The sequence below is a fragment of the Streptomyces sp. NBC_01016 genome (assembly GCF_026341035.1).
Classification (GTDB): Bacteria; Actinomycetota; Actinomycetes; order Streptomycetales; family Streptomycetaceae; genus Streptomyces.
The window spans coordinates 5,005,240-5,021,326 of the sequence record NZ_JAPEOQ010000001.1; the positions used below are offsets into that span (position 1 = coordinate 5,005,240).

Annotated in this window: 7 protein-coding genes; 6 read left to right on the plus strand and 1 reads right to left on the minus strand. The window is 72.4% G+C overall.

Going from position 1 to position 16,087, the window contains the following annotated elements:
- Positions 1-20: 20 nt before the first annotated feature.
- Positions 21-2,303 carry a glycoside hydrolase family 3 N-terminal domain-containing protein gene (locus OG746_RS22500; protein WP_266717245.1) on the minus strand — a complete coding sequence of 761 codons (2,283 nt, stop codon included), beginning with the start codon at positions 2,301-2,303 and terminating at the stop codon, positions 21-23.
- 233 nt (positions 2,304-2,536) lie between these two features.
- On the opposite strand from OG746_RS22500, the gene OG746_RS22505 reads away from it, so the two are divergent.
- The 6 genes from OG746_RS22505 to OG746_RS22530 all read left to right on the plus strand — a co-directional run bounded on the left by OG746_RS22505 (position 2,537) and on the right by OG746_RS22530 (position 16,075).
- The gene (locus OG746_RS22505; RefSeq protein ID WP_266719117.1) at positions 2,537-4,420 is read left to right on the plus strand and encodes an ABC transporter ATP-binding protein; all 1,884 of its coding nucleotides are present in this window, start codon (positions 2,537-2,539) and stop codon (positions 4,418-4,420) included.
- A 154-nt stretch (positions 4,421-4,574) separates the two neighbouring features.
- Positions 4,575-7,337, plus strand: a complete 2,763-nt coding sequence (locus OG746_RS22510; protein ID WP_266717246.1) for a helix-turn-helix transcriptional regulator — start codon at positions 4,575-4,577, stop codon at positions 7,335-7,337.
- A 311-nt stretch (positions 7,338-7,648) separates the two neighbouring features.
- Entirely contained in the window at positions 7,649-9,235 is a 1,587-nt protein-coding gene (locus tag OG746_RS22515) for a TIGR02677 family protein (RefSeq protein ID WP_266717248.1), read from the plus strand.
- Entirely contained in the window at positions 9,232-10,461 is a 1,230-nt protein-coding gene (locus OG746_RS22520) for a TIGR02678 family protein (protein ID WP_266717249.1), read from the plus strand. Before OG746_RS22515 ends, OG746_RS22520 begins: the two co-directional genes overlap by 4 nt.
- Before the next feature lie 2 nt (positions 10,462-10,463).
- Positions 10,464-14,705, plus strand: coding sequence for a TIGR02680 family protein (locus tag OG746_RS22525; RefSeq protein WP_266717251.1), 4,242 nt, complete (start codon positions 10,464-10,466; stop codon positions 14,703-14,705).
- Positions 14,696-16,075: a TIGR02679 family protein gene (locus tag OG746_RS22530; protein WP_323179647.1), complete on the plus strand. Its 1,380-nt coding sequence runs from the start codon at positions 14,696-14,698 to the stop codon at positions 16,073-16,075. Before OG746_RS22525 ends, OG746_RS22530 begins: the two co-directional genes overlap by 10 nt.
- Positions 16,076-16,087: the final 12 nt, after the last annotated feature.

Genomic DNA, 16,087 nt, shown 5'->3' on the forward strand with positions numbered 1-16,087 from the left:
GAACCTCCGGGGCAACGGGGTCAGGTGACGGTGAGCTTCAGCTTCGCATCCGCCGTCGAGCTGTTCCCCACGTACAGCTCGAACGTGCCCTCCTCGACCCGGAATTCGCCGCTGGAGTCGTTCGTCCAGAAGCCGAGGTCCTCCGCGCCGAGCTGGAACCGGACCGTCGTCGACGCGCCCGCGTCCAGCGTGACCCGCTTGAACCCGCGCAGCCTGCGCACCGGTTGGGTGAGGGACGCCGCCACATCGCGCACGTACAGCTGCGCGACCTCGTCGCCGGAGCGCGAGCCGGTGTTGCGGACCTGGACCGACACCTCGAAGGTGTCGCCCTTGCGCAGGGCGCCCGCCGGGATCGAGGAGCGGCTCAGCTTCGGCGTACCGAAGGCGAACGTCGTGTAGCTGAGGCCGTAGCCGAACGGGAACTGCGGAGTCGGCGGCAGGTCCAGGTACTTCGACGTGTACTTGTTGTCCTTGTCGTACGGGCGGCCCGTCGACTCGTGGTTGTAGTGGATCGGGATCTGGCCGGTCGTGCGCGGGAAGGAGACCGGCAGCTTGCCGCCGGGGTTCACCGTGCCGAACAGGACGTCCGCGATCGCGTTGCCCGCCTCGATGCCGGGGTGCCAGGCCTCCAGGACGGCCGGGGCGCTGTCCAGCCAGTCGCCGACGGTGAACGGCCGGCCGCCCACCAGGACCACCACGAACGGCTTGCCCGTCCCGGCGATCGCCGCGATCAGCTTCTCCTGCGCGCCCGGCAGCGAGATGTCACTGCGGGCCGCGGCCTCGCCGCTCATCGACGACGGCTCACCGACGACCACGATCGTGACGTCGGCGGACTTGGCGGCGGTGACCGCGTCCGCGATGCCGCCGGTGTCCTTGCCCTCCGGGTTGACGCCGCGCGCGTACGTGACCTTGGCGTCCGGCGCCGCCTTCTTCACCGCGTCGAGCACCTTGACCGCAGGGAACTTCTCGGCCGACGCGGGCACCACCCACGTACCGAGCAGATCCGAGGAGTCGCCGAACGGGCCAACCACAGCAAGGGACTTGAGCGACTTCTTCAGCGGGAGCGCGTCCTGCTCGTTCTTCAGCAGGACCATCGAGCGGGACGCCGCCGTACACGCCGCCTTGCGGGCGGCCGCCGAGGGCTCGTTGATCGCCGTCGACTCCTCCACGTACGGGTCGTCGAACAGGCCGAGTTCGTACTTGAGGCGGAGCACGCTCGCCACCGCCTCGTCGATCCGCTGCTCCTTGATCTTCCCGGCGCGCAGCAGCTTCTTGCCGTTGGTGAGGAGGTTGGTGCTCGTCATCTCCATGTCGACACCGGAGTTGAGGGCGAGCCGGGCCGCGTCCGCGCCGTCCTCGGCGAAGCCGTGCGCGATCATCTCCTGAACGCCCGTGTAGTCGCTGACGACCAGGCCCTCGAATCCCCACTCCTTCTTGAGGATGTCGGTGAGCGTGTGCGGATTGCCGTGCGCCGGGACGCCGCTGATGGTGTTGAAGGAGGCCATCACCGTGGCGACGCCCGCGTCCAACGCCGCCTTGAACGGCGGGAGATAGAGGTTGCGCAGGCGCGACTCGGACACGTCGACCGTGTTGTAGTCGCGGCCGCCCTCCGCGCCGCCGTACGCCACGAAGTGCTTCGCGCACGCGGCGACGGTGTCCTTCGAGCCGTAGCCCGAACCCTGGTAGCCCTTCACCTTGGCCGCCGCGAACCGCGCGGTCAGATACGGGTCCTCGCCGTTGCCCTCGGCGATCCGGCCCCAGCGCGGCTCGTGCGTGACGTCCATCATCGGCGCGAACGTCCAGTGCACGCCGTTGGAGCGGGCCTCCTTGGCGGACACCTCTGCGTCCGAGCGGGACACGTCAGGGTCGAAGCTGGAGGCCTGGGCGAGCGGGATCGGGAAGTTGGTCCAGAAGCCGTGGATGACGTCGAGGCCGAAAAGGAGCGGGATGCCGAGCCGGGACTCCTCGACGGCGATGCGCTGCAACTCGTTGGTGGTCTTCGCGCCGAAGATGCTGAACACCGAGCCGACCCGCCCGGCCCGCGCCGCGTCCTCGACCGCCTTCGTCGTGCCGGAGCCCGGATTGAGGTCGTAGGACCAGGGGAGCTGCTGGAGCTGGCCCAGCTTCTCTTCGAGAGTCATACGGGCCAGGAGGCCCCGGACCTTGCTCTCGTACCGCGCGGGCGGCGCGGCGGTGTCCGTCGTGGCCGCGTACGCGGTGGCGGTCTGGCTGGTGGTGACGGCGCCCGCGCCGGCGGTGACGCCGATCGCGGACAGCAGGGTACGTCTGCGTAGCTCCGGCATTCCTTCGCTTCCCGATCGTACGGGGCCCACAACTTGTGTAATGGGCACAAGAATTGAAGCGAAGTTACGTTCCGGTTACCCGAGGGTCAAGAGGTGTGACCGGGGTGTCGGCGCCGCGCTCGATCTTCTGGAGCGAGCGCTGTGACCGGTGCACAGTCGTACGCCATTTCCCGTGGTTTTCGATTGTTCTTGACCTCAAGATTGGTTGAGGTCCTAACGTCATCGGCATGAGCATGGAGACCACAGCCTGGACGCAGCTGCACAGCGTCATGAACGCCCAGGACGGCGGGCCCAAGGGCCGTCCCTTCGCCCGCGCGACCCTTCGCAGGATCGCCGGCTTCGCCCGGCCGCACCGGCGCCGCATCGCCCAGTTCGTGTTCCTGAGCATCCTGACCGCGCTGCTCGCCGTGGCGACGCCGATGCTCGCGGGCACGGTCGTCAACGCGATCGTGGGCGGCGACGACGAGGGCCGCGTCATCCGGCTCGCCCTCCTCATCGCGGTCATCGCGCTCGCCGAGGCGGGCATCGGGCTGCTGGCCCGCTGGCTCTCGTCGAACCTCGGCGAAAGCCTCATCCTCGACCTGCGGACCGCCGTCTTCGACCACGTACAGCGCATGCCCGTCGCCTTCTTCACCAGGACCCGCACGGGAGCCCTGGTCAGCCGCCTCAACAACGACGTCATCGGCGCGCAGCGCGCCTTCAGCAACACGCTGTCCGGTGTGGTCAGCAACGTGGTCACGCTGATCCTGACCCTGGCGGTCATGCTGACCTTGTCCTGGCAGATCACGCTGCTCGCCCTTGTCCTCCTGCCGATCTTCGTGCTCCCCGCCCGCCGCATGGGCTCCCGCATGGCCCGCCTCCAGCGCGAGGCCGCCGAGCACAACGCGGCCATGGGGACGCGGATGACCGAGCGGTTCTCCGCGCCGGGCGCCACACTGATCAAGCTGTTCGGCCGGCCCGGCGACGAGTCGGCCGAGTTCGCGGAACGCGCCCACCGGGTGCGCGACATCGGCGTACGCACCGCCATGGCGCAGTCGGCGTTCATCACCGCGCTCACCCTCGTCTCCGCCCTCGCACTGGCACTCGTGTACGGCCTCGGTGGCTACTTCGCGCTGACCGGCACCCTGAAGGCGGGCGCGGTCGTCTCCCTGGCGCTGCTCCTGACCCGCCTGTACGCGCCGCTCACCTCGCTCGCCGGCGCCCGCGTCGAGGTGATGAGCGCGCTCGTCAGCTTCGAGCGGGTCTTCGAGGTGCTCGACCTCAAGCCGCTCATCGACGAGAAGCCCGACGCCCGCGCGATCCCGGAGGGCCCGGTCGCCGTCGAGTTCGACGACGTCCGCTTCGGCTACCCCTCCGCCGACAAGGTGTCGTTGGCCTCGCTCGAAGAGGTCGCCTCCCTCGACACACGCGGCGGCGCCGAGGTGCTGCACGGAGTCTCCTTCCGGGCCGAACCCGGCCAGACGGTGGCGCTCGTCGGCTCCTCCGGCGCCGGCAAGTCGACCATCGCGTCGCTGCTGCCGCGGCTCTACGACACCGATGGCGGGGCCGTCCGCATCGGCGGCGTCGACGTGCGCGACACCAGCGCCGTCTCGCTGCGCGCCACGCTCGGCATGGTCACGCAGGACGGACACCTCTTCCACGACAGCATCCGCGCGAACCTGCTGCTCGCCCGCCCCGAGGCGAGCGAGGACGACCTGTGGGACGTGCTGACCCGCGCCCGCCTCGACGCACTCGTCCGCGACTTGCCGGACGGCCTGGACACGGTCGTCGGCGAACGCGGCTACCGGCTCTCCGGCGGCGAACGCCAGCGCATGACCATCGCCCGGCTGCTCCTCGCCCGCCAGCGCGTCGTCATCCTCGACGAGGCCACCGCCCACCTCGACAACACCTCGGAGGCGGCCGTGCAGGAAGCTCTCGCCGAGGCGCTGGAGGGGCGCACGGCCGTGGTCATCGCCCACCGCCTGTCGACGATCCGCTCCGCCGACCAGATTCTCGTGGTGGAGGAGGGGCGAGTCGTGGAGCGCGGGACGCACGAGGAGCTCGTGGTGCGGGGCGGCCGGTACGAGGAGCTGTACCGGACGCAGTTCGGGGGAGCGGAGGTCGTGGAGGCGGCGTAGGGAGCGCCACGCTCGCCGTGGTTGCGGTCCCGGGGCTCTGCCCCGGGACCCGCCGGCTCTCGTCCCGAAGCGGGGCTTGATGTGCCCAACCCGCCCGCACGAACGGCCAGTTGACCACTCACGCCGCAACGTGACCGCGGGTTACCCTGACCGCATGCTGGTAGGTCGCACAGCGGAATGCGCGCGCCTCGCGGACCTCGTCGACGGCGCGCGCACCGGGCACAGCGCCGCCCTGGTCGTCCGTGGCGAGGCGGGCATCGGGAAGACCAGCCTGCTCGGTTACGCCGAATCCGTCGCCCGTGACCTCACGCGGCTGCACACGCAGGGCATCGAGACGGAGCGCGAACTGCCGTACGTGGGGCTCGCGGACCTGTTCCGGCCGGTCACCGACCACCTCGACCGCATCCCCGAACGGCAGGCCGCGGCCCTCACCGGCGCCCTCGCCCTGGGGCCCGCCGTCGCGCAGGACCGGTTCGCGGTCGCCGCCGGAACGCTCAGCCTGCTGGGCGCGATCAGCGAATCGGGCCCTGTCCTTGTCGTCGTCGACGACACCCAATGGCTCGACCCGTACTCCCTGGACGCCCTCGCCTTCGCGACCCGCCGCCTGGGCCGCGAGGGCGTGGTAGCCCTCTTCGCCACCCGCGACACCGACGAGACCGCCTCCCGCCTCGCGCCCGTGGAGTCCCTCAGCCTCCACGGTCTCGATGCCGGGGCGGCCCGCGAACTCGTCGCCGAGGAGGCCGCGGAGCCGCTGCCGCCGCACGACGTCCAGTGGCTGCTGTCCGAGGCCCGCGGCAACCCGCTCGCCCTCGTCGAACTCCCCGCCCTGATCGCCCACGGCGGCCACCGCCCCGACAGCGGCGCCCCGCTGCCCATCGGAGACATCCTCGCCCGCACCTTCCACAGCGCCATCACCCGGCTCCCCGACCCCACCCGGGACGCCATGCTGCTGCTCGCGGTCCTCGGCCCCCGCCCGCTCGCCGGAACCGAACGGGTACTGCGCGCCCACGAGTTGACCTACGCGGACCTCGAACCGGCCGAGCGGGCAGGCCTGATGACGGTCGAGGGCGGCGCGTACATCTTCCGGCACCCGCTCGTCCGCTCCGGCGTCTACCACGGCGCGACCGCCGTCCGCCGCTGGCGCGCCCACCGCACCGTCGCACGGGCCCTCCAGGGCGCCCGCGCCCCCGCCGCGCTCGAACGCTACGCCTGGCACCTGTCCGAATCTGGCGCCGACCCGGACGAAGAGGTCGCCGCCGCGCTCACGAAGGCGGCGTCCGGCGGCCCCGCCAGCCTCACCTTCCCGCTCGCCGCCCGCCTCTACGCCCACGCCGCCCGCTTCACCCCCGACGACGAGGGCAAGGCGCTCCGTTTGCTCGCCGCCGCCCGCGCCGCCCAGGCCGCGGGCTCGCTCGACGAGTCCGCCGACCTTCTGGACCGCGCCCTCGACCATGCCTCACACGAACGCACTCGCCTGGAGCTGCGCCAACTGCGCTGCTACGTGGACATCCAGCGCGGCCGCCCCGCCCGCGCGCGCGAGCAGCTGCGCTCGGCCGTCGACGAGGCCCGCCGCGTCGACCCCTCGCTCGCCGCCGTCATGCTCGGCGGCATCACCCTCACCGAACTCGCCATCGGCGACCTCACGGCAGCCCGCGCCACGTCCGCCGAATCGATGCAGCTCGCGGACGCCTTCGGTGACGCGGCGGCGGCCCTGCCGGTACGCCTCCTGCACGCGCTGGTCGAACTCCTGGGCGGCAACGCGGAGGACGGCCGCGCCCTGCTCCACGACCTCGAAAAGCCCCTGGCCGTACCGGACCTGTCCTTCCCCTACCCGGTCTCCGGCGTCGGCGGCCTGTGCTACCTGGCCACGGAAGAGCTGGACCAGGGTCACGCGCTCCTCGACCGCGCGGTGCACGCGGCCCGCTCCTCCAGCACGGTCGGCCTCCTCGCCCACCTCCTCGGCACGCTCTCCGTCGTCGAGTTCTGGCGCGGCGAGTGGAACGCCTCGCTCGCCCACGCCGACGAATCCGTCCGCCTCGGCGAGGACACGGGCCGTGTCATCGAGGTGTGCCGGGCGCTGGCGGCGCAGGCCCGCACGGAGGCAGTCCTGGGCAGGGAGGCGGACTGCCGCAGTCACGAGGCACAGTGCCGCTCCCTGGCCGCGGCCGCCGAACTCCCCATGGACGCGGCACGCGCGCGTGGAGCGCTCGGCCTCCTCGAACTCGGCCTGGGGCGCTACGAAGACGCGGCGACACACCTGGAAGAGGTACGCGCCTTCTCCCTCGCCAACGGCCGCGGCGACGGCCTCTATCTCTCCTGGGCCGCCGACCTCGCCGAGGCCTACGTCCATCTGCACCGCACCGACGAGGCGTACGAGGTGCTGCGCGTCCTGGACCACGAGGCGGGCCGGGGCAGGCGCCCCATCACCGCCGCCGCTGCCGCCCGCTGCCGGGGCATGCTCGAACCGGCCTACGCGGAGCGGCACATGGACCGGGCGCTCGCCGAACTCGGCGACATCCAGGCCCCGTTCGAGCGGGGACGGACCGACTTCGCGTGCGGTGAGCTCCTGCGCCGCCTCGGCCGTCGCAGCGAGGCCCGCCGCCGGTTGCAGCGCGCCCTCGCCACCTTCGATCGCCTCGGCGCGGCCGGCTGGGCGGGCCGCGCCGCCGCCGAACTCCACGCCGCGGGCGGCGACCGCGTCGACTCGGGCCCCACACCACTGGACGGGCTGACCCCCCAGGAACTCCGCGTGGCCCTGGCGGTCGGCCGCGGAGTCACCAACCACGAAGCGGCGGAACAGCTCTTCCTCAGCGTCAAGACGGTCGAGTTCCACCTCGGCAACATCTACCGAAAGCTGGACGGGGTGCACCGGCGGGCCCAACTCGTGCGCCTGCTCAGTGAGTCGGCGCGCCCCTGACGTACCTCCGCAGCGCGCACAGACAGTGGGGGTGCCCGCATCGGGCACCCCCAGTCCCCCGTTATCCCCCGTGGGTTCCCCGTTGTTCCCCCGTCGGGTCCCCCGTGTCGAAAGCCCCCGTGTGCTTTCGTGTCTCCACGATGGACCCGGCCGTACCCCCTGGGCCACGGGGAAAACCCTGGGATCGGGGGCCAGGGGGTACGGCAGGTGGTGTAGTCGCGGCCATGGCGCTACCACCGGGCAGTCGTGACCGGCGGTGATGCGGCGAATACCCGGCCCGGCGCTTGCGTCGTCGGGGACAATGGGCGGCGATGATCGAAGAACCACCACCGCACGCCGACACGGAGGACTACTCGCCCTTCGCGCACCTCACGGTGCAGAACACCGTGCTGTATCGCGCCGTCATGGGCACTTTCCTCGAGGCGAAGGAGCGCTTCGCCGTACACCTGCGCCCCGAGGACGTGCACGGGATGCTGCCGACCCAGCGGCGCCCCGCCGACGTCGACCAGGTCGGGCAGGCACTCGACACCCTGGTGCGATGGGGGAACCTGAGGGCCGACCCCGACACCGCGCGCGTCACCGCAGTCGAGGACTTTTACCGCAAACGGTTCATCTATCAGTTGACACGGGCGGGCGAGGCCGCCGAAGAAGCGCTGCAGACGTACGACAACGCGCTGGGGCGGCGCGGTGCACTGCAGGCGGTCGCGTTGCACGACATCATCACGCAGCTGCGGGCCCTGCTGGTCATCGCCTCGGATGTCGAGGCGGGCGCGGGCGACCCGGCGAAGGTGCATCTCACCCTCGACGCCCTCACCAGCCGGTTCACCGATCTCGCCGACAACGCCAGGGCGTTCATGGGGTCCCTGCAGAGCACCATCGACCTCCACGGCGTCGAGGTCGAGGTGTTCCTCGCGTACAAGGACCAGCTCATCGACTACCTCCAGAGGTTTGTGCAGGACCTGATCACCCTCGGTGGGCGGATCGCCCGGCTCATCGGAGAGCTGGAAGGGCGCATCGAACCGCTGCTGAGGATCGCCGCCGCGCGCGAGGCCGGCGACGCTGCGCCCGAGGAGGCCGACCGGGCCGAGAAGCTGGCCTACGACCGGTGGAGCGGGCGCTGGGACGGGCTCGCCGCCTGGTTCGTCTCCGAGGTCGGGCGGGAATCGCAGGCGCGGCTGCTGCGCGGCCGGGCGCTCGGTGCGATCCCTCAACTCCTCGCGGTGGTCCGTTCCTTGAACGACCGCCGGGCCGGCCGTTCGGACCGGTCGGCGGACTTCCGTACGCTGGCCCGCTGGTTCGCCGAGGCCCCCGACGACGCGGCCCGGCACCGGTTGTGGCGCACCGCCTTCGGCCTCTACCCGGCCCGGCACCTCTCCGTGGACGCGGACACGGCCAGCGAACGGGCTGCCGACCCGGTCGCCGCCGCGACCCCCTGGGCCGAGGCGCCGGCCCTGCGTATCAGCCCCCAGCTGCGCCGTACCGGCAGCTACGAGCGGCGTGGCAAGACCCGCAGGGTCGAGGACCGCTCGGCGGCCCGAAGCCATCTCGCGGCGCTCGCCGCAGAGCAGTCCGCGCAGACGGCCGCCGCGCGCGCCCGGCTCGTCACCGACGGGGAGATACGCCTCTCCCGGCTCGGTGAACTCGACACGCTCGCCTTCCGGCTCTTCCTCCAACTGCTCGGTGACGCCCTCGCCACATGGCGCCCCGGCATGACGCAAACCGTCGCGACCAGTAACGACGGGGCCATGGAGATCCGCCTGACCGCCCTGCCTCGTGATGCGGGGCAGGCGGAGATCCGCTTGCCGGACGGGATCTTCCGGGGGCCGGATCACCTCGTGGAGATCGTCGACCTGGCCATCGGCGACACGGCCGCGGCCACGGAAGGGGCTGTCAGATGACCACGCCCCTCGCCGAAGTCCTCGACGGGCAGCGCGCAGCCGACTTCCAGCGGGCCGCGCGGGCCCTGCTCAACGAGCCGTTGCTGCTCGCCACGGGCCCGTACGCGGACGAATTCCGGCTGGTGCGCGGGCACGCCGACGACCTGCGAGACTGGTTCGACCGCAACACCGGCTGGTCGCTCCAGGTCGACGCGCAGGCCGCCCGCCTGCGCAAGGCCCCCGGTACCCGGCACGACGCCACCCACCCCGCGCGTGAGCCGAACGCCGCGGCCCGCCCCTTCACGCGGCGCCGCTACGTCCTGTTGTGCCTCGCCCTCGCTGCCTTGGAGCGCGGCGAGGCACAGATCGCCCTCGGTCGACTCGCCGACCACATCGTCCTCGACGCCGCCGATCCCCAACTGGTCGCCACAGGAATCGAGTTCACCCTGGACCGGCGCGACGAACGCCTCGACCTCGCCGCCGTCGTGCGCCTGCTGCTGCGCCTCGGAGTGCTGCGCCGGGTCGCCGGGGACGAGGACGCGTACGTCAACGGCGCCGGGGACGTCCTCTACGACGTCGAGCGCCGCGTGCTCGCCGGGCTGCTCGCCACGCGCAACGGCCCCTCGCTCGTCAGTGCCTCCACGTTCGAGGAGCGCCTCGCCGCGCTCACCGCGGAGACCGCCCTCGACAGCGACGACCTGCGCTTCCGTGCCACCCGGCACACCCTCACTCGTCGCCTGCTCGACGACCCCGTTCTCTACTACGACGAACTCACCGACGCGGAGTTGTCGTATCTGACCCGTCAGCGTTCCTTCCTCACCGCGCGCATCACCGAACTGACCGGGCTCGTCGCGGAGGTGCGGGCCGAGGGCATCGCGATGGTCGACCCGAAGGACGACCTGACAGACGTGCGCATGCCCGAGCAGGGCACCAACGGCCACATCACCCTGCTCCTCGCCGAGCATCTCGCCGCCCAGGACAAGCCCGTCACTCTGGCCACGCTGCACGTGCGCGTACGTGAGCTCGCCACCGAGCACGGCAGTTACTGGGCCAAGACCGCGAAGGAACCGGGTGCCGAACCCGAACTCGTCGAGCGAGCCGTCACCCGGCTCGAAGCCCTGGGCCTCATCACGCGCGACGGCACCACGGTGCGCGCGCGGCCCGCGCTCGCCCGCTACGCCGTCGGCGAGACCGTCGTGCTCGACACCCGCACCACCCGCACCGCCACACCCCGGAAGGGCCTGTGACCATGACCGACCCCGCCGCGCCGGCCGCCGGCCAGCCCCTCAAGGACCTCCCCGAACCGGCCCCTGGGCGCTGGAAGCCGCTGCGGATCGGGCTCGTCGACCTCTTCTACTACGACGACGAGGAGTTCTGGTTCCGTGACGGGCGGCTTTTGCTGCGCGGCAACAACGGCACCGGAAAGTCCAAGGTCCTGGCCCTGACACTGCCGTTCCTCCTGGACGGCGACCTTTCCGCACGCCGTGTCGAACCGGACGGCGACCCGCACAAGCGCATGGAGTGGAACCTCCTGCTCGGCGGCGAGCACCCGCACTCCGAACGGCTCGGCTACACCTGGATCGAGTTCGGCCGCGTCGACGAGACCACGGGCGAGGCACACTTCCGCACGCTCCTGTGCGGCCTGAAGGCGGTCGCCGGGCGCGGCATCGCCCGCCACTGGTTCGCCGTCACCGACCAGCGCATCGGGCGCGACCTGAACCTGCTGGACGCCACCCGCACCGCGCTGTCCCGGGAGCGGCTCGCCGAGGCCGTCGCCGGGCACGGCATGGTCCACGACACGGCCAAGGCGTACCGGCGGGCCGTCGACGAGGCCCTGTTCGGACTGGGGGAACAGCGCTACACCGCCCTTGTCGACCTGCTCGTCCAGCTCCGCCAGCCGCAGCTGTCCAAGCGGCCCAACGAGGCGGCCCTGTCACGGGCGTTGACCGAGGCGCTGCCGCCGATGGATCAGGCCGTCGTCGCGGACGTCGCCGAGGCGTTCCGGTCCCTCGACGAGGAGAAGGACGAATTGCGTGCCGCCGGTGAGGCGGAGCGCGCCGCGACCGCCTTCCTCGACCACTACCGCCGCTACGCCCGCGTCGCCTCCCGCCGTCGTGCCCGTCTCCCGCGTGAGGAACACGTGCGGTACGAGACCCTCAACCGCGACCTGAACCGGCACCAGGCCGAGAAGGCGGCGGCGGAGACGGCCCGCGAGGCGGCGTCCGCGCGGCTCGCCGTGCTCGACGAGACTGCCGCCCGTCTTGCCGCGCAGGACACCGCGCTGCGCGAAGGCCCCGAAATGCGCGACGCACGCGCCCTGGAACAGGCCGCCGCCGACGCGCACCGCACGGCGGCCGACGCCGCACAAGTGGCGCGCGACCGCGCTGAGGCCGAGGCCCTGCACCAGCGTGCCCTCGAGCGGGAGAACGCGGCCGCCGGCCGGCTTCGGGCTGTCGAGGAGCGCGTGGCCGAGACCCTGTCGCGCGCCACGGACACGGCCCGGGCCGCCCGCATCACCACCGACATCCGCGTCGACGGCGCGCCGCTCGCGGAGCTGCGCAAGGCCGCCGAGGGGGAGGTGGAGCGGCGTCACCGCACCGTCGCGCACGTCGACGCCCTCGCCACACGCGTGGAAGAGGCTTCCGCCGAGCGGCTCGCGGCCGCGCACCGCGCCGACGAGACGGAGGAGGAAGTCACCCACACCGCCGAGCTGAGAGCCGAGGCGGACGCGGCGGCCGAGGACCGCGGACGGGACCTCGTTCAATCCGTGCGCGGACACCTCGCCGAATGCACGGAGTTGATGGTCGACGACCAGACCGGGATGCTCGACCGCCTCCAGGACTGGACCGGCCACCTGAACGGCCCGTCGCCCGCCCGGGCCGCCGTGGGTGCCGCCCAGCGTGTGCGTGCCGCCGAACTGGCCGACGCGGCGGCCGGCAACGCGCAGAGGGAAGCGGCCCTGCGCTCGGCGGAATCCGAACTACGTCGTGAACACCAGCAGTTGGAGGCGGGCGGTCAGCGCGGGCCGTCCGCGCCGTACACACGTGGCGACGGCGTGCGGGAAGGGCGGCAGGGAGCCCCGCTGTGGCGACTCGTCGACTTTCGTGACGACAGCGCGGACGCCTCGGGGCTCGACGCCGACGCGCGAGCCGGACTCGAAGCGGCTCTCGAGGCGTCCGGGCTGCTCGACGCCTGGGTGCTGCCCGACGGCAGCGCCATGACCACCGTCGACACGGAGGACGTCCTCGTACGCGCCTCTGCCCCGTTGGCCGGACCGACCCTCGCCGACGTGCTGCGGCCCGCGATCGACCACGCGGACGCGGGCGCGACCGCCGTGTCCGAAGCGGCGGTCGACCGACTGCTGCGCTCCATCGCCCTGGACGCGCGGGCCATCGAGGACTCCGCTGAGAGCGCGGGCGTTCTCACGGCCGTCAGTGCCGACGGCCGCTTCCGTGTCGGTGCTCTCACCGGCCGCTGGACCAAGCCGGCCGCCGCGTACGTGGGGGAGGGGGCCCGCGAGGCGGCGCGCCGTGCGCGCATTGCCGTCGTCGTTGCCGAATTGGAGTACACGAGCGAGCAGTTGAGTCGCATCGAGGAAGCCGGCAGACGTGTTCAGGCCCGCCGCCGGACCCTCGACACCGAACTCGCCGCGCTGCCCGACGATGCACCTCTGCGCCAGGCTTACGCCCATGCCGGCACGGCCGCAGCGGCCGCCCAGCGGGCCGGGGAGCGCCACGCCGAGCAGGCCCGACGACTGGCTCGCGCCATCGAGTACGCCGAGTCGGCGGACCGCGAACTCGACGACACGGCGGCCGACTTGGGGCTTCCCGCGGACCGTGAAGGACTCGATGCCGTGCGCCAGGGGCTCACCGGCCACGCCCTCGTGCTCGCCGCTCTCTGGCCCGAGCTACGCGAACGCGGCGAGGCCGCGAGCGCGTTGGCCGAGGAGCGGGCCGAGACCGGACAGGCTGCCGAGCGCGCCGAGGCGTTCGCCTCGCGCGCCGAGGAGGCGGTGCGCCTGGCAGCCGCCGCCGATGAACGCCACCTCACCCTCCGTTCCACGGTCGGTGCCGCCGTCGCCGATCTGGAGCGCCGCCTCGCCGAAACCGCCGACGCACTGCGCACCTGCGCAGAAGACGAGCGGAGAGCGCGCGAGGCGCACACCACCGCGCAGCGCCTCGCGGACAAGGCCGAGGGCCGCATCGAGCAGCTCCAGGAGGACATCACGGCGGCCACGGCCCAGCGTGCGGACGCCATCGCCGCGTTCCAGAGGTTCGTCGGCACCGGCCTGCTCATTGTCGCGCTGCCCGAACTCGACGTCCCCGACCAGCACTCCGGGCCCTGGGCGCCGACTCCCGCGATCGCGCTCGCCCGCGCCGTCGAGCAGGAACTGGGCTCGGTCGACAGCTCGGACGGGGCGTGGGAGCGCGTACAGAAGCGCCTGAACGAGGAGTACAAGGCACTTCAGGACGCCCTCTCCCGGCACGGGCACTCCGCGTCGGCGCGGATGGTCGAGGACGGCATGGTCGTCGACATCGTGTACCAGGGTCGTGAACGCGCCGTGCCCGCGCTTGCCGGGGCGCTCACCGCCGAGGTGGCCGAACTCCAGCGGATCCTGTCCGCGCACGAGCGCGAGATCCTGGAGACATACCTGCTCACCGAGGTCGCGGGAACGCTGCAGGAGCTGATCGGTGCTGCGGAGCGGCAGGTGGTGGCGATGAATGCCGAACTCGAGGATCGGCCCACCTCCACAGGTATGCGGCTGCGCCTGGTGTGGCGCCCGTCCCGCAAGGCGCCGGCCGGGCTTGCCAGGGCCCGCGAACTCCTGCGGCAGTCTGCTGACGCGTGGTCGACCGAGGACCGCGCCGCCGTCGGCGAGTTCCTCCAGACACAGATCGCGGCGCAGCAGGAGGGCGACAGTGCGGGAAGCTGGCTGGAGTACCTGACCGAGGCGCTCGACTACCGCTCTTGGCACGAGTTCGGCATCGAGCGCCACCAGCATGGCAAGTGGGTGCCGGCGACCGGACCCGCTTCCGGCGGTGAACGTGTCCTGGCCGTGTCGGTGCCGCTGTTCGCCGCCGCGTCCTCGCACTACCAGACGGCGAGCAATCCACAGGCGCCGCGTCTGGTCACACTCGACGAGGCGTTCGCGGGCGTCGACGACGACTCGCGCGCCAAGTGCCTCGGTCTGCTGCACGCCTTCGACCTGGACGTGGTGATGACCAGCGAGCGCGAGTGGGCGTGCTATCCGCAGGTGCCGGGCGTCGCCATCGCGCAGCTGTCCAGGATCGACGAGGTCGCCGCCGTGCTGGTCAGTCGGTGGGAGTGGAACGGCGCGCGGCGGGAGAGAGGCCCGGACCCGCGCGCGGCGCTCATACCCGTCGTGCCTGGCCCCCGGGCCGTACCGGGAGGGCCCAAAGCCTCCGAGTACAGCGGCGGATTTGTCGGGGCAGTCGACGCCGATGCGGCCCAGGAGTCGCTGTGGGACTGAGCGAGCAGCCACGGCACCAGCAGGGCCAGGAGCTGGGGCCGGAGTCGAGCTTTTCGGCGCCGCCCGGGCCCACTTGGGCAGCGCCCGCTCCGGACGGGCAGGCTGCACCTCCCGTCGATGGCCCCCGCCTGCGACGCCTGCTTGGCGATCCCGATCTGGCCTGGCTGCTCGACCGTGCGCGGCGGCGCCTCGAACGGGACGAGCTCCTCACCGGGAGCGTCAGCCTGACCGCCCCCACCCCCGCTCAACAGGCCGCAGCGGAGCGGCTCTTGGGGCGTCCGCCGCGGGTCGGCGGGCGCAGCCTCAGCGTGCGCCTCGATGTCGTCGACGCGCTCCTGCGACGTTCCGGAGCCAGCCCGGGCGGCCTTGCTCCGGCCGTCGTCGCACTCACCGGCGCCGTCACTTCACTCGCCGCCACCCGGATGCGCGAGGAGCGGGCCTGGCGATCGGCGTACGGGCCGCTGGACGATCTGGTGGCCGCGGCAGGCGCGCCCACTGAACTTCGCTCCTGGACGGAGCAGTTGCCCCGCAGCGGCCTCGTGCGACGGCTGTCCGGCGACCCGGACACGGCGCGCGCACTCGTGGCGGACGCGGTGCAGGCGCTGCGCCACCTGCCCGCTGCCCCGCCCGTTTCCCTACCGGCCTATGCGGCCCGCGTGCTCGGATCCGCCCATGCCTTGGACGACGGGACTCCGCTGGCGACCCTCGTCCTGTCCGGTGTCCGTGCGCTCACCGGGTTCCCGGACGGCAGCGGTTCCCGGTGGCGGCGAGAGGCGTGGGCGTCCGCCGGACTGCTGCGCGATGACCTCTCCTCCACCGTCCTCACCCTCAACCTGCGGGGTACCCCGGCCCTGGACTGGCTCGCCGATACGGGGGAACCGGCTGTCCTGACACTCCGGCAACTGGCGCGTGGGCACCACATCGAGGTGGCCGGCCCGGTGTACATCTGCGAGAACCCGGCCGTCCTGTCCGCGGCGGCCGAGGAGTACGGCCCGTTCTGTCCGCCCTTGGTGTGCCTGCAGGGACAGCCATCGACGGCCGCACTCACGCTGCTGGCGGGGATGCGCACCGAAGACCCGGACCCGGATGTCGGCTTCCGCTACCACGGCGACTTCGACTGGGGCGGCCTCCGGATTGCGGCCACCCTCGCCCGGCACATCGCGTGGCGTCCCTGGCGCTACACGGCCGCGGACTATCGCCGCGCCGCCACCGGTCTGACCGGCGCGGAACTCTTGACCGGCGCCCCCGCCGCCGCACCCTGGGACCCCGAACTGCCGGGTGCGCTGGCCGAGATGGGTGTACGCGTCGAAGAGGAGGCCGTGCTGGACGAACTCCTCGCCGACCTGGCGCCGGGGAAGGCGTCGCGGTGACGCCCCGCGGGC

Coding starts and splice junctions, on each gene's coding strand:
- OG746_RS22500 (WP_266717245.1), bottom strand. CDS start 2,303: ATGCCGGAGCTACGCAGACGTACCCTGCTGTCCGCGATCGGCGTCACC.
- OG746_RS22505 (WP_266719117.1), top strand. CDS start 2,537: ATGGAGACCACAGCCTGGACGCAGCTGCACAGCGTCATGAACGCCCAG.
- OG746_RS22510 (WP_266717246.1), top strand. CDS start 4,575: ATGCTGGTAGGTCGCACAGCGGAATGCGCGCGCCTCGCGGACCTCGTC.
- OG746_RS22515 (WP_266717248.1), top strand. CDS start 7,649: ATGATCGAAGAACCACCACCGCACGCCGACACGGAGGACTACTCGCCC.
- OG746_RS22520 (WP_266717249.1), top strand. CDS start 9,232: ATGACCACGCCCCTCGCCGAAGTCCTCGACGGGCAGCGCGCAGCCGAC.
- OG746_RS22525 (WP_266717251.1), top strand. CDS start 10,464: ATGACCGACCCCGCCGCGCCGGCCGCCGGCCAGCCCCTCAAGGACCTC.